We start from the raw sequence: 14592 nt of genomic DNA, 5'->3' as shown, positions 1-14592 counted from the left end.
TTAGTTCATTGACTTAATGAGTTCCTGAGCAGCTCTCTCTGAATCATAGTCAGCTGAGTTAGCCTCTACATAACCATTGTGGTTGTAGATAGAGATAACTTCCTTACCTGCATCTGTGTTACCGATGTTGATGAATGCCTGTGAAAGGGCAGCCTTGAAAGCATCGTCCATGATGGGTGAAGTCTTGCTTACGCTGATTGTGTCGTTATAGATACCGTCTGTAACGCCGATAACGTTTGTCTCATCCCAGATGCTTGCTTCTCTGCCGTACTCTGATGTCCACTTCTCCTCGTTGTCACGTCTTGCGTCTGCATAGCAGCAAAGAACGTCGATCTGACCTGAAGCAAGTCTTGCAAAAGCATTACCATAAGAATCAGCCTGAACAGCATGTGAAAGATCTGTTACGTGCTTCTCATAGCCAGCCTGAAGCCAAAGTGAGGGATAAATATATCCTGCTGAAGATGAAGAGTTCATTACGCTCCAGTTAAGACCATCAAGATCTTCCCATGTAAGTTCTTCGCCTGCGTTAACCTTAGCAGCTACTGCCTGACCAGCCTCTGAAGGGCCAGCGATGATAAGACCACGGTAGAATGTAACCTGCTCGTCTGTGGGCTCTGTAGGCTTGTTGTCATTCCAATCCTTAGCGTTAGGGCTCTCGATTGAAAGGCCATCTCTTGTTGCTGTAAGAAGAACATCGCATCCGTCCTCGTAAAGTACAAAAGTACCGCCGGGGATAAGACCTATGTCGATTGTACCTGCTGAAAGGCCTTCACCAACTGCCTCATAGCTTGTTCCAACTGTGATATCAACTTCGCCGACCTCATAACCGAGTGTAGCAAGCTCATTTGTAAGAAGCTCCTTAAGGGGCTCTGTAGCAGTTACGATCTCATCGGGCTCACGTGAAGGTACAAAACCAATTGTAAGCTTGTCAATCTTAACTGTCTCAGCGGGTGCTTCAGCAGCATCTGCTGTCTCCTCTGAAGCTCCCTCAGTTGCAGCTGCATCTTCTGTAGCCTCAGTTGTCTCAGCAGTCTGTGTAGCCTGCTCTGTTGTCTCTGTGCTCTTTGCACCGCATCCAGCGAGCATTGATACAACAGAAACGCCTGCGATCATCATTGCGAATAATCTCTTCATAATTCCTCCCATATGTGAAAAAATTTGAAAAAAAATTTTTTTGAGGAGCACTCATTTTTTAAAATTGCTCAAAAAATGAGCTCTTGTAGAATCCCCACAAGAGCTCCTCACAACTACAAACTAGATTATATTTGACACGAAAAATTATGTCAACGAAATGATGTGGTTAAAAAATTAAGATATTCTTAAGTTTCCTCTTTGAAGCCACATAATCCCATCGTCAAAACTTGGCTTTATTCATGTTTTCCGAAAATTCAATCCTTCCCTTTCTCTTTTGTTTCTGTTTCCGTCTTCTTGACTTCACTCCATGATTAAAAGCAGTAATATGTCTAATCTGTACTATTAAAAAATTCTTCACATATGCAAAAACAATAGCCCTGCAGCAAAGTTGCCGCAAGGCTATGTTTACCATACCATAAGGTTATCACACATATTATTAGCTTTATACAGCTGCAATTTCTCTGGTTGCAACAACATCCACTCCGGTTCCTGCTACGTCCTTAACAATAACATCACCGATATGAACAGGTGCCTTGGCAATTGTACTGTCAATTTCCTTCATGGCATCAAATATCTTGTCCTTCGGAATGTTTCCTGCTGTCTTAACAGATACGCGGGGCTTATCGCCACCTTCTATAACTGCAGTTGTTGTAACTGTACGCTCAGGATGTGTTACTTCGTTTCTGGCATATTTATCACCGATGGCGCAGGTGTTGCCCTTTACGGAAATAACCTCGCCATCCTCTAATTCAACTGTGATCTGGCAGCCCATTGGGCAGCCGATACAAGTAAGATCTCTCTTTTCCATGGTTTGCTCCTTGTTATCCCCTCATCCGTCAGCTTCACTGACACCTGTCTTCACTCCGTTGCGGTCTGCGCTAAACCGACATCCCCCGGATGTCGAGCGCCCCCAAGGGAAGGCGATGAGTGTTAATCTTCTTTTTCGATTTTAATTGTTATCTTCTTAGGCTTTGACTCCTGAAGCTTTGTCTTTTGAAGAATTACCTGCTCCATTTCTCCGGGAGCCATAATGCGCTTTTTATTATGCATTACGCGCTCGTCATCGAAGAATACACTCACATAAGAGTTCTTGAAAACCTCACCTACACGGAATCTTACGGTTAAGAGATCATCCATGCGATCTACATTTATAGTGGAAGGTACTGTGTAACGGGCACCATCTGTTGCGAGGAGTTCAATTACTTCACCGCTCTTTACTTCGCCTTCCTTAACGAATTTCGCAGCGTTAGCACCTGCTCTCTTTGCTTCCTCTGAAACATAGTCAACAAGGTCATGAACGTGAAGTACGTTACCACAGGCAAATACACCGGGTATGTTGGTCTCAAGTGACTCGTTTACAACAGGACCTGATGTAACAGGGCTCATCTTTACGCCAGCTGACCTTGAAAGCTCATTCTCGGGAATCAGTCCACATGAGAGAAGGAGAGTGTCACAGGTATACCTGATCTCTGTTCCCGGAATGGGCTTTCTGTCAGGGCCAACCTCAGCTATTGTAACTGCTGTAACATGATCTTTTCCTTCAATGTCAACAACAGTGTGAGAAAGCTTAAGCGGTATTCCGTAGTCGTCAAGGCACTGAACAATGTTTCTCTTAAGTCCGCCAGAGTAAGGCATAAGCTCTGCCACAACCTTAACCTTGGCACCTTCAAGAGTCATTCTTCTTGCCATGATAAGTCCGATATCACCGGAACCAAGAATGACTACTTCACGACCTGGCATGTATCCTTCAATATTAACAAGTCTCTGTGCTGTACCTGCTGAGAAGATACCTGCTGGTCTGTATCCTGGAATATTGAGGGCTCCTCTCGGACGCTCTCTGCATCCCATTGCAAGAATTACTGCCTTAGCAGGGATCTGGAACATGCCGTCTTCCCTGTTCATTGCTGTAACTGTCTTGTCTGCTGCTATATCCATAACCATGGTGTTAAGCTTGTATTCAATACCAAGGTCAAGAACCTGTTTGATAAATCTGTATGCATACTCGGGACCTGTGAGCTCTTCCTTGAAAGTGTGAAGTCCGAAACCATTGTGTATACACTGGTTTAAGATACCACCAAGCTCGTGATCTCTCTCAAGTATGAGAATGCTGTCATTTCCGGCCTCTTTTGCTGCTACTGCTGCTGCAAGGCCTGCCGGTCCGCCTCCAACGATTACAATGTCATATGTTTTCATGAGTGGCTTACCTCCCCTTTAGTTCTCTCTAAAATGATATTGGATTTTCCGCCGCTCTTTGTAATCTTCTCATACGGAAGTCCTAATTCTCTGTTTAAAATCTCCATTGTTCTGGGGCTGCAGAAACCTGCCTGACATCTTCCCATACCTGCTCTTGTTCTGCGCTTAACGCCATCAAGTGAGCGTGCACCAAGAGGTCTGTGAATAGCATCAAGAATCTCTCCTTCTGTGATGGATTCACATCTGCATACGATTGTTCCGTATGCGGGATTTTCCTTAATAAGAGCATTCATTTCCTCTATGGAAAGTCCCTCTGTGCTCTTAATTCCCTTTCTTGTAGCAATCCAGTCTGACTTTTCCTTAAGGCTCATCTTGTCCTTAAGCATATCTCCTACCATCTTGCCGATAGCGGGTGATGCTGAAAGTCCGGGAGACTCAATTCCTGCTACATCTATAAAGTCAGGAGCGTCCTTAACCTCCTCGATAACGAACTCGTGTCTCTCAAGGTGAGCACGAAGTCCTGCGAAGGAAGTGATGACATTTCTCAGAGGAAGATTCTTTACACTCTCATTAGCTTTGGCTGTAACTTCACCAAGTCCCTCTGCTGTTGTGTTGTTTCCTTCCTTATCCTCAAGGTCGATAGCTGTAGGTCCAACAAGGACATTGCCGTGAACTGTAGGGGTTACAAGAACGCCCTTACCATACTTGGTAGGCTGCTGGAAAACTGTGTGAGAAACAAATCCGCCTACCTCTTTATCAAGAAGAAGATAATCTCCTCTTCTCTCGATGATATGCATCTTGTCCTCGCTTACCATGTTATGAATTCTGTCTGCATAAACACCTGCAGCATTTACAACCACACGGCTTACATACTCACCGTTATTGGTTCTGATGTGCCATAAGCCATCCTCGCCCTTTTTGATATCTTCTACTTCAGTGTTAAATCTGAAATCAACGCCGTTCATGTTGGCATTTTCAGCCATAGCGATGTTGAGCTCGAAGGGACATACGATTCCGCCAGTGGGTGCAAAAAGTGCTCCCTCTACATCATCTGAAAGATTAGGCTCCATCTCAAGGGCTTCCTCTTTTGTAAGAATCTTTAAGCCCTTTACACCGTTCTTTACGCCTCTGTCATACAAAGTCTTAAGACCATCAAGCTCTTCCTTGTGAATGCAAACAACAAGTGATCCATTTCTCTTAAAAGGAATATCGAGATCCTTGGAAAGCTGATCCATCATCTCGTTTCCTTCAACATTCAGTTTTGCCATGAGAGAGCCTTCATCTGCATCAAATCCGGCATGTACAATTGCTGAATTTGCTTTTGATGTGCCCTCACATACGTCCTCACATTTTTCAAGTACGCATGCAGATACATCATATCTGGAAACTTCTCTTGCCACTGCGCTTCCTGATACGCCTGCACCAATGATTATGATATCGTAAATCATTTTTTCATCTCCTATCTCAAATTATCGAGCCCAACCACGTGTTGAAGCAACTGCCTGCTTCCAGCCTGCGAGCTCTTTTTCTCTCTTATCAGCATCCATTGTGCTCTTAAATTCTTTATCAACTGACCAGTTATTAAGAACATCTTCTCTGTTCTTCCAATAACCGACAGCAAGTCCTGCAAGATAAGCAGCACCCATTGCAGTAGTCTCAACACAGCTTGGTCTTACAACACTGGTATCGATGATATCTGACTGGAACTGCATAATGAAATTGTTCTTGGAAGCACCACCGTCAACACGAAGACTTGTAAGCTTTTTACCTGTATCAAGCTCCATTGCCTTAAGCACATCAGCTGTCTGGAATGCAAGTGACTCAACAGTAGCTCTTATTATGTGATACTTGTTGACACCTCGCGTAAGTCCAACGATTGCTCCACGTGCATAGGGATCCCAATACGGTGCACCGAGACCTGTAAATGCGGGCACAACGTAGCATCCGTTGGTATCCTTAACTCTTGTTGCAAAATACTCCGAATCGGGAGCTGAATCTATTGCTCTAAGCTCATCGCGAAGCCACTGAATTGCAGCACCTGCGACGTAAACTGAACCTTCAATTGCATAGGTTACTTTTCCGCCGATTCCCCAGGCAATTGTTGTAAGCAGATCATTCTTGGAATAAACCGGCTTATCTCCTGTATTCATCAGCATGAAACAACCTGTACCATATGTATTTTTTGCATCGCCCTCATTGAAGCAGGTCTGTCCGAAAAGCGCTGCCTGCTGATCTCCTGCTGCACCTGCAATCTTGATCTCGCCGCCGAAGAACTCAGGATCTGTCTCTCCGTAAATGCAGCTTGAGGGCTTTGCCTCAGGAAGCATGTTCATGGGAATATCAAGGATCTCACACAGTTCCTTGTCCCATTCAAGAGTATTGATATTAAAAAGTAATGTTCTGGAAGCATTTGAGTAATCAGTTACGTGAACCTTACCCTTTGTGAGCTTGTAGATAAGCCAGGAATCAACCGTACCAAAGCACAGCTCGCCCTTTTCAGCTCTCTGTCTTGCGCCTTCCACATTATCCAAAATCCATCTTATCTTTGTGCCTGAGAAGTAAGGATCGAATTTAAGTCCTGTCTTCTGCTGGAATTTCTCAACGATTCCGGGAACTTCTTCCTTCATCTTCTCTGCGAAGTCTGCAGTTCTGCGGCACTGCCATACGATCGCATGAGATATGGGCTGTCCTGTTTTTCTGTCCCATACTATAACTGTCTCACGCTGATTGGTGATACCGATTGCTGCGATATCTTCGAATGTTGCATCTATCTTGCTCATAGCCTCTCTGGCTACAGACAGCTGCGTCTGCCAGATTTCACTGGCGTCGTGCTCAACCCAGCCGGGCTGAGGGAAAAACTGGGTGAATTCTTTCTGCGCACAGGAGCAGATTTTTCCCTTCTGGTCGAAAAGGATACATCTGTTGCTTGTCGTGCCTGAATCCAACGCCATTACATATTTTGCCATTACTTTTGTTACCCCACCTTCTAAAGTTTTATGTTATCGCTTCGAAAAATTAGTTTAATCTTCAAAACTTAGTTCAGGCTAAAAGAACCTCATTTAAAAATACCGCCAGTCCCTCTGTGTGATTTATATTCTCCGGCATACTGCTTTTCACAAAGAAATCATCTGCCACAAAAGGATCATACTGTTTATAAGCTTTAACAAAACGCTCTGCACATCCCGGAATTTCAAACATATACCCTATTAATACAACATTCTTGGGATCAAGAATGCTTATGCTGTTTCTGAGATTATGTGCAAGCGTATCAATTTTCTCATCAATGACGCCCCTTACCACAGGGTTGTCCAGAGGATTCTCATCACTTAGATAGTCATGATCATTTCCCAATACCTTTTTGATATCTTCATGCACTGCCATTGTAGACACATAGGTTTCCAGGCATCCTTTTCTTCCGCAGTTACAGTCTCTGCCGTTTCTGACAGCAGTCATGTGTCCTATCTCGGCTGCCATCTTATTTGACCCCTGATAGATTTTTCCATCTACAATTATGGAAGCGCCAACACCGGGTCCCCATTTGAGAATGAAAAGATTATTGACTGTTCTGCCAATACCAAAATATATTTCTGTCTGAGCATATGCCTTAAGGTTGTTCTCAACTACTACCGGTACATCAAGCTCTTTCTTTATATAGGAAGCTACCGGAATGCTATCTGTCCATATGTTATAGCTGTTAAGGCTGACGCCTTTTTTTCTGTCTACACTTCCCGGAATTGTTACTGCCGCACCAAGAACCTTGTCACGGGCAATATCATTTTTCCAGAAAAGTCTCTGACACTCATCCGTTACCTTCTTGAAAAACTGCTCAGGATCCGCCTCCTTATCTGTCGGAATACTGCAGTTGCATATTACCTTTCCCCTTAAGTTGGTCACGGCAATGTAGGTAGTATCGGATTCAACCGCTATACACAGAACATCTCTGTAATCAGCATTGATATCTACAAGTATTTTTTTTCGCCCAGCTCTCTTCTCTTCTGCTGCCTCCCCAAGCTCTACAACAATGCCCTCTTCTATAAGCTCGGAACAGATTAATGTAACAGAGGCGGCTGTTAAGCCAACCGTCGCTGCTATATCTTTCCTTGACATTGCTCCGTTATTATTTAGTAAAAGGAGTATTGAAGATCGGTTGCTGAGTTTTACGTTCTCTAAGTTAATCCCCTGATATTTCATAAATTAAATTTTACACTATCAAACTAGTAACGTACAACCTCTACATCAAGCATATTTCCTAACTTTTCAAGCTCTTCTGCAATGTTTTTGTAAATTACCACGTAGTGTGGCTCCCATCCGTTCTTAATTGTGTCTTTTACGATCTTTTCTGCAGGCTCTTTTGTCTGTACAACGATGGATGCACCATTAAACTGCTTGGGCTTATCCATAACATTTCCTTCTGCGATGAAAAATCTAAACTTTCCTTCTGCAGTACGGCCTACTCTGAAGATTGTTGCCTCCTCTGAAGCCTTGCATCCAAAGTCCATAACAGGACCGATTTTTCTGTTGGGATGAACTCCAACCTCTGCTCCGGTGTCGCAGCGGGCAAGATTGCATGCTGCCATTCCGCAGTGCCAGTAAGTGATTGAGCTTTCCTTCTCATCCATTGAAACAGGATCTCCGAAGAAAGTTGACTGACCTGTGAAAGCTGTTCCGATGTACATTGAAAGAGCTCCGTATACATCTGCTTCGCAGCTTGCAGGAATATTTACTGCATTTAAGAGTGATAATACCATACAAACAGGTGTGCCGAATTCCGTGAAGAAATCAGGCCAGCAGCGTGATGATATAGCACCAATCTTATTATCTTCAACATATGCCTTGTATGCTTTATAAAGTCTTGCAAAATCCTTTATGTTATTCTCAGGCATTTTCTCAAGGCCTACAACCTTTGCCTTAGCCTCTTCAAGATCTGCTGCACACTCTTCATCTGTGTATGCCTTTGCCTTATTTATAAGCTCTCTGGCTTCGATGGCTTCAAGTGTTACACCGAACTTGCTAAGAAGCTCAGCATCAAGCGCTCTTCCAAAGCCAAAGCCCTGAGGTGTATGTCCGATTGCGGACATCTTAAGACCTGTGAGATCCTTCTTTACTCTTGCAGCAAAAACTGTTGCTTCAATTACTCTCTTTACGCTATCCTCTGAAGGAGCGCCGAATACGTGCTCAAACTTGCCCTGTCCTCTGAATGCGCAGATTGCGTTGGCTGCTGAATATGCTCCTGTAAGAGAGTTACTGCGAAGTCTTGTGCCATCAATGATGGGCTCTCTGAGTGTCCACAAAAGTACGGGACAGCTGAATCTCCTTAATACCTCGCTTGCATATGCTGCATTTGCAAAAGTAATGTTCTGAAGGATAACGAGGTCGGGATTTTTATCACTTACAAATTCTGCTACTGCATCAACTGTAAGGAGGATGTCATCAGGAACAAGGATATCCTTGTCAATTTCTTTTAATAATTTTACTGAATTATCAAACTGCTCATGTGCAGTTACCATCTCGTAGGTACCTACGCCGATGGGTACGTATATAACTTCAAATTTCATAGTTTTAGTTCCTTATTTTCTCCGATAAGTCCGGGGAAAGCTCCCTGCTTAATCAGAGGTTCTCTCTCGGGATGAGATATTACCCACTTGTTTCTCTGATGAAGAAGTCTCTCCTCACCGCTTTCTGCTGTAGGCTTTTTATCAAGAGGTGTATTGGTTCCTTTCGGAAGAATTACTACTCCCTTAAAGCCTTCATCACAAACTCTTACCGGTGAAAGATGAAGAGTTGTCTGGAACATTTCTATTGCTGTTCCCTTAGGTACAAAGAAGACCTTTGCATCTTCTACTTTGTAAGTATTATCTTTTGCTATCTCCCAGGTATGTCCAAGTACCAGCATAAAATCTGTTACTGCAACATTTATCTCGCTTCCCTTATGATATTCAAAACCGTTGTAGGTCGTATTTCTGCCGTTGCAGTAGCCAACCTGAATCGGCATATCTCCATAGAAGAATCCTCTGACGTCAGCTACTACTGAGAGTTTTTCCATCTCAGGGACAGAAGCCACATACACGTTTCCATTCTCAGGAATATCCGTGTTATCTTCCATGAACTTTATCATCTCGGAAAAGTCGTAACCCTCTACGATGTTTCCATAGGTCTTGAAGGACTCATCAAATACTGAGGTGATTTCTACATCATTTACTTCGTTCAATCTATCCAGCATTTTCTTCACCGTCACTTATCTGTCTCTTACAACCTTGATGGTTGCTCTGAAGTCCTCTTTACCCATTCCTCTGTCGAGAGCTGTCTGATATACATTAAGTGCATTCTCTTCGCCGGGCATCTTAACACCACACTCTTTTGCAAGATTCACGCAGATGTTTACGTCCTTAGCCATGTTCTCAATTGAGAATGCTGTTGTATAATCCTCAGCTTCAAGCTTCTTGGCCTGGCCATCAAGATACCAGTTAGATGCTCCGCCGTAGGAAACAGCCTCTGTGAAGTCCGGAATTGAGATTCCGTTTGCCTTTGCAAGAGTGATTGTCTCGTTTACACCGTTCTGGATCTGAGAAACAAGAGCATTGTGGCAGATCTTCATAACAAGCCCCTTACCGTTGTCACCCATGCGGATTACGTTGCATCCCATGTAGAGGAGGATAGGCTTCATAGCCTTATATGTCTCTACCTCACCGCCAACGTAGATACCAAGTGTACCCTCGATTGCAGCAGGCTTTGACTTAACTACAGGTGCATCGATGAACTGAGCTCCTGTCTTCTTTACCATCTTTGAAATTTCAATTGATACGCTGGGATCAATTGTGCTCATATCGATACAGGTCTTGGAAGAATCAAGAACATCCACGATTGATTCGTATACTGATCTTGAGTGCTCACTCTTGGGAACCATTGAAATGATTACGTCAGAGTTCTTTGCAAGCTCTACTGAATTCTCACAGGGAATGGCTCCCTTTGATGCAAGAAGGTCAACCTTCTCTTTTATAAAATCGAAGCAGTAAACTTTGTCATCATGCTTCTTAACAATGTTCTCGCACATGGACTCACCCATAATGCCAAGACCGATAAATCCGATTTTCATACTTTATATCTCCCTGTCTTTTTATGGAAGTTACGCCTCGTTTTACTCGGCGTAACACGTTCGAACCAGACTCGATAATACCTCGTCAGGTTCTCACAGCCGCTAAGTGATTACTTATTCAGTAGCTGTGTTATCCCAAGCTTCACAGAATGTGTTAAGTCCCTGATTTGTGTATGCATGCTTCATGCAATCCTGATATACTGCAAGTCCACATGTAACGATGTCCGCACCTGCTACTGCACAATCAGCAATCTGCTTAGGTGTACGAATTGCTGCACAGATGATCTGTGTCTTACCATAGAAGCCATAGTTCTTGTAGATTTCTACGATGTTCTTTATATATTCCTTGCAGTCTTCGCCATTCTGCTCTTTCCATCCGATGAAAGGTGAAACAAAAAGTGAACCGTTCTTTGCAGGAAGAATTGCCTGTGCGGGTGAGAAGATCAGAGTTACGTTTGTTCTGATGCCTTCCTTCTCAAGGATTCTTGCTGCTGCAACACCAGCCTCGATTGCAGGAATCTTGATTACGAAGTTAGGGCTGATCTTAGCAACCTTTCTAGCCATCTCTACCATATCCTCTGTCTTGTCAAAATGAGGATTGATCTCAACTGATACAGGGAACTTATCAACTCCCTCAAGGCCCTCTTCCTTGATCCAGTTTGCGATATCTGTAATAGCTGTCATAAAGGGCTTACCACTTGCCATAATGTGACGAGGGTTTGTTGTTACTCCGTCAATACCAAATGTGTTGTATGCCTGTTTGATTTCATCAAGTTTTGCGCTGTCTAAGAAAAATTTCATTGTATTGCCTCCCAAATACTAATTAGTTAATTTCTTTAAGCAAATATAATTCTATCAATTTGGTCAATATAGTCAATAGAACTTTGATATATTTAATTCATTTTGGCGTATTGTTTAAACTGTTTAATTTATTTTTGTAATAGTTCACTAAAAAGTTTCGTAAATGTGCATTTTCGCCCATATTTTGCACAAAAATAGCCCAAAACACCCACATTCGAACTAAAGTAGGTATTTTGAGCTATTTTTCGCCAATTACAATTTATTAAAAGTGTAAATTTATTTACTATAAACTATTTAGTCATTAACTTAAAACGCCAAATCCCGGCCAAACCATCATAGTGATAAAGCCTACGATTACAGCAATGAGCATTCTGACAAGCGCTACAACGAGACCATTTTTAAGAAGCTTATCAGGATCAAGGCCGTAGGATACTGAGATTGCACGTACGCTGACAGGAAGAATTGATTCAAAATTCATGCCCATACAGGTTGTAAACACATACGGTATAGGATTCAGCCCCATCTTCTGTGTTACACCAATTACGATAGGAAGTGTAACTGCTGCTGATACAGTACTGTTTGTCATCTCTGAGATAACACATGCAAACAATGTGAACACAAGGATTGCAACGAATCCGCCGCTTATATTGGCTGAAGAGATCACATTAGCAATAGCATCGTTTGCCCCTGAACCTGTAAGTATCTGGCCAAGTGCAAGTCCGCCTGCAAATAGAAGGAGCATTCCCCACATAACTTCTTTCTGTGCCTTTTCCCAGGTAAGAAGGAGCTCTTTCTTCTCGCAGGATACGATAACAAAGTTAGCAAAGCCGAGTATCAGGAACAGATATGCAGGAACAAGTCCGGGTATAAGGTTTGCATAAAGTGGTCTTACAAAGGAACCCAGCATAGCTACAACAAAAAGTACAAAACTTATCTTCTCGTCCTTTTTCATGGGGCCAAGATCCTTATAGCACTTCTCGAAATACTCTTTTGTACCCTCAAGAGAGCTTGTCTTCATGTGTTTAAGAAGCATTACAGCCAGTACTGCGATTGTTGCAATAATGGTGTAAGGAAGCATTCTTGTGATCCAGTCTATGTACATGAATTCCTTGCCTGTGAACTCTTCTATAAATGCAATGGCTGTGATATTCATGGCTCCGCCAAGAGGAGTTCCGGCACCGCCAACCTGAGAGCCCCATGCGATCGCGCAGAGGATAGGTGTTGCCGCCTCACAGTTTTTGATATCCTTATAACCTGCTGCCGCAAGCATGGAAACAGCTATAGGTGTGAAAATAGCAACCACAACAACGTTGGGCATCATGTTGGAAAGAACAACAGCCGCCAGAAGCCATACCGTGATCTGTGATTTCATGGAGGGTCCGATAAGTGAAAGAGCCTTTAAGGAAATTCTCTTATCAAGTCCTATCTCACTCCAGGGTGCTGTCAGAAGGCAGGATCCGAAGATCAGGATAATACTGCTTGAAGAATACTGTGATATTACATTCTCCATTGGAACAATATCAAAAAGTGCATTTATAACTCCGGGTAAAAGTGCTGTGACTGTGATATCTACAGGTCTTGTAACCCACCAGTAGATCATCCACAGGGCACATCCTATTCCCTTAGCTGCTGTATAATCAATGATCCCTGTCTTACCGAGTCCAAAGCTTACCAGTAAAAACAGTACCGGCCCCAGTATCATATGTATACCGCGTTTTGTGCTGTTCATTTCTTTTGTATCTCCTTTTAATTAAATATTTTAATCAATTATTTCAAAGAAAAAGCAGATTTAGTGCGGTGTTAGCTGAACTAAACCTGCCTACTTTTTTAATCCTGTGACTTCAGATCAAAACCCATCAAGCGCATCCGTTCTTTTGGGATGTTTTATCTGTCTCGCTCGAACGAAGCTTAAGCGCATTGTCCTCGTTCCAGAGTCTGTCGTATTTAAAGCCTGTAACCATCTCGCAGATGGCAATCTCTTCCGCTGTTGCTATTGAAGCATCCTCGCCCTTTCTGCGCTTTATTTCCTTTTTGATCACATTGTATTCTGCCTTGTTCATAGGGAACATTACTGCAAAAATAATTGTGAGCACCATAAGTGCCACGGGCAGCCACACATACAGCTGTGTTATTCCCATCTGAGTTCCTGCGGACTGTCTCAGCTTTTGTGTTGCAAGACTCTCATCGTATCCTACCATCGCAAGACTGATTCCAATCACTGTTGAGCTGAGACCTGTTGCAATTTTCCTGATAAAGGTCGCCATGCCTGATACTGTTCCGGGACGTCTGATGGATGTAATGAGCTCATCAACATCTACCATATCGGACAGTATCGCGTAGATGCTGACTGAAGCTCCTGCCATGCCAAGTCCCACGATAAATGAAAGAACAAGTATTATAGCAAAGGATGCACCTTCATATGAGAAGAACAAAAGAGCAATCGTTGCAAGAATTCTGATCGGGAATCCAAGTAAAATCGGAAACTTCTTGGAAGTCTTCGGAATTATCATTGAAAAGATGACTGTTCCTGAGAACTGTGCCAGCAGAAGCACTCCCATCATCATAGTGAATCGTCCGCCCGAATATGCATTGAGGACATCATCCACGTAATAAACCGCAAGTCCTGTTACAAAATCCGCAGCTCCCTGCCCTGCAAGGAAAATACAGATAAACAGCTTAAATGAAAAGCTCTTATAAACCGTAACTGACTGTGTCATGCTCTTTCCTAGAGGAACCTTTACAGGTTCTTTTTGTTTTTCCCATGTTCCTGCAAAGGAAAGCAAAATCACGACTATGAAAATACATGAAAAAATAGCAGCAACCTTAAAATATAAACCGCCATTGGTATTATCGGTTATAAGGATCGTCGGAATCAGCCCGGCCATTATAGCACCAAGGCTTGAAAAAATCATCCTTATGCCTGAGTAGCTTCCTCTTTTGCTATAGTCGTCTACCATATCAGGAAGGAGTCCGTTATATGGGACCATAACAATTGTAAAGCCGGTAGAAAACAGCATGTACATCGCTGCATAAAAAACATACTGCCCTGCTACGCTTTCTATTCCTACGTTCATCCACAGCATCAAAAATGTGATTGATGAAATGATGCTGCCGATAAGAATATAAAATCTTTTTGCTCCAAATCTGGAACTTGTCCTGTCGACAATGTTACCCATTATGGGATCCGTAATCGCATCCCATACTCTTCCTATAAGCGGAATGGTTCCCGCAAGTACAGGTGACATTCCAAGTGCCTTAGTAAGAAATACCGTAAAAAAAGTACTGATTACAATAAATGCGCCGCCACCGTAGATGTCGGTAAGACCGTAGGCGCACTTTGAAATAAAGCTGTTTTCTCTTTTGTTTCCCAT

At 43.0% G+C, this 14592-nt stretch carries 12 protein-coding genes; all 12 read right to left on the bottom strand.

Features of this window, described 5'->3' with window-relative positions; translation table 11 throughout:
- The 12 genes from G602_RS0102865 to G602_RS24920 all read right to left on the bottom strand — a co-directional run bounded on the left by G602_RS0102865 (position 1) and on the right by G602_RS24920 (position 14592).
- Entirely contained in the window at positions 1 to 1134 is a 1134-nt protein-coding gene (locus G602_RS0102865; RefSeq protein WP_026657580.1) for a phosphate/phosphite/phosphonate ABC transporter substrate-binding protein, read from the bottom strand.
- Between the two features lie 442 nt (positions 1135 to 1576).
- Positions 1577 to 1942 (bottom strand): DUF1667 domain-containing protein, encoded by a 366-nt coding sequence (locus G602_RS0102860; protein ID WP_026657579.1) that lies wholly within the window; start codon positions 1940 to 1942, stop codon positions 1577 to 1579.
- A gap of 122 nt (positions 1943 to 2064) precedes the next feature.
- Positions 2065 to 3327, bottom strand: a complete 1263-nt coding sequence (locus G602_RS0102855; protein WP_026657578.1) for an NAD(P)/FAD-dependent oxidoreductase — start codon at positions 3325 to 3327, stop codon at positions 2065 to 2067.
- Positions 3324 to 4772, bottom strand: a complete 1449-nt coding sequence (locus G602_RS0102850; RefSeq protein WP_026657577.1) for an NAD(P)/FAD-dependent oxidoreductase — start codon at positions 4770 to 4772, stop codon at positions 3324 to 3326. Before G602_RS0102850 ends, G602_RS0102855 begins: the two co-directional genes overlap by 4 nt.
- A 24-nt stretch (positions 4773 to 4796) precedes the next feature.
- On the bottom strand, positions 4797 to 6293 hold the full coding sequence (glpK, locus tag G602_RS0102845) for a glycerol kinase GlpK (protein ID WP_026657576.1): 1497 nt from the start codon (positions 6291 to 6293) through the stop codon (positions 4797 to 4799).
- A 73-nt stretch (positions 6294 to 6366) separates the two neighbouring features.
- Complete coding sequence (locus G602_RS0102840; protein WP_026657575.1) at positions 6367 to 7518, bottom strand: ROK family transcriptional regulator; 1152 nt, start codon at positions 7516 to 7518, stop codon at positions 6367 to 6369.
- Positions 7519 to 7541: 23 nt separating this feature from the next.
- Positions 7542 to 8882: a fucose isomerase gene (locus G602_RS0102835; protein ID WP_026657573.1), complete on the bottom strand. Its 1341-nt coding sequence runs from the start codon at positions 8880 to 8882 to the stop codon at positions 7542 to 7544.
- Positions 8879 to 9547, bottom strand: a complete 669-nt coding sequence (locus G602_RS0102830; protein ID WP_026657572.1) for a DUF4867 family protein — start codon at positions 9545 to 9547, stop codon at positions 8879 to 8881. The genes G602_RS0102835 and G602_RS0102830 overlap by 4 nt, the downstream gene beginning before the upstream one ends.
- Positions 9548 to 9562: 15 nt before the next feature.
- Positions 9563 to 10420 carry an NAD(P)-dependent oxidoreductase gene (locus G602_RS0102825; RefSeq protein WP_026657571.1) on the bottom strand — a complete coding sequence of 286 codons (858 nt, stop codon included), beginning with the start codon at positions 10418 to 10420 and terminating at the stop codon, positions 9563 to 9565.
- Positions 10421 to 10534: 114 nt separating this feature from the next.
- On the bottom strand, positions 10535 to 11221 hold the full coding sequence (locus tag G602_RS0102820; protein WP_026657570.1) for a transaldolase family protein: 687 nt from the start codon (positions 11219 to 11221) through the stop codon (positions 10535 to 10537).
- A 301-nt stretch (positions 11222 to 11522) separates the two neighbouring features.
- A complete protein-coding gene (locus tag G602_RS0102815) occupies positions 11523 to 12950 on the bottom strand; it encodes an SLC13 family permease (RefSeq protein WP_026657569.1) in 1428 nt (475 codons plus the stop codon).
- Between the two features lie 127 nt (positions 12951 to 13077).
- Positions 13078 to 14592 (bottom strand): MFS transporter, encoded by a 1515-nt coding sequence (locus G602_RS24920; protein WP_044930882.1) that lies wholly within the window; start codon positions 14590 to 14592, stop codon positions 13078 to 13080.

This window comes from Butyrivibrio sp. AC2005 (genome assembly GCF_000424145.1).
Classification (GTDB): domain Bacteria; phylum Bacillota; class Clostridia; order Lachnospirales; family Lachnospiraceae; genus Butyrivibrio.
Note: the sequence above shows the minus strand (reverse complement) of the source record. Positions and strands in the feature narration are given on the sequence as shown.

Bases quoted from the DNA above. Each gene is read 5' to 3' on its own strand.
- G602_RS0102865 (WP_026657580.1), bottom strand. From the start codon at position 1,134: ATGAAGAGATTATTCGCAATGATGATCGCAGGCGTTTCTGTTGTATCA.
- G602_RS0102860 (WP_026657579.1), bottom strand. From the start codon at position 1,942: ATGGAAAAGAGAGATCTTACTTGTATCGGCTGCCCAATGGGCTGCCAG.
- G602_RS0102855 (WP_026657578.1), bottom strand. From the start codon at position 3,327: ATGAAAACATATGACATTGTAATCGTTGGAGGCGGACCGGCAGGCCTT.
- glpK (WP_026657576.1), bottom strand. From the start codon at position 6,293: ATGGCAAAATATGTAATGGCGTTGGATTCAGGCACGACAAGCAACAGA.
- G602_RS0102840 (WP_026657575.1), bottom strand. From the start codon at position 7,518: ATGAAATATCAGGGGATTAACTTAGAGAACGTAAAACTCAGCAACCGA.
- G602_RS0102835 (WP_026657573.1), bottom strand. From the start codon at position 8,882: ATGAAATTTGAAGTTATATACGTACCCATCGGCGTAGGTACCTACGAG.
- G602_RS0102830 (WP_026657572.1), bottom strand. From the start codon at position 9,547: ATGCTGGATAGATTGAACGAAGTAAATGATGTAGAAATCACCTCAGTA.
- G602_RS0102825 (WP_026657571.1), bottom strand. From the start codon at position 10,420: ATGAAAATCGGATTTATCGGTCTTGGCATTATGGGTGAGTCCATGTGC.
- G602_RS0102820 (WP_026657570.1), bottom strand. From the start codon at position 11,221: ATGAAATTTTTCTTAGACAGCGCAAAACTTGATGAAATCAAACAGGCA.
- G602_RS0102815 (WP_026657569.1), bottom strand. From the start codon at position 12,950: ATGAACAGCACAAAACGCGGTATACATATGATACTGGGGCCGGTACTG.
- G602_RS24920 (WP_044930882.1), bottom strand. From the start codon at position 14,592: ATGGGAAACAAAAGAGAAAACAGCTTTATTTCAAAGTGCGCCTACGGT.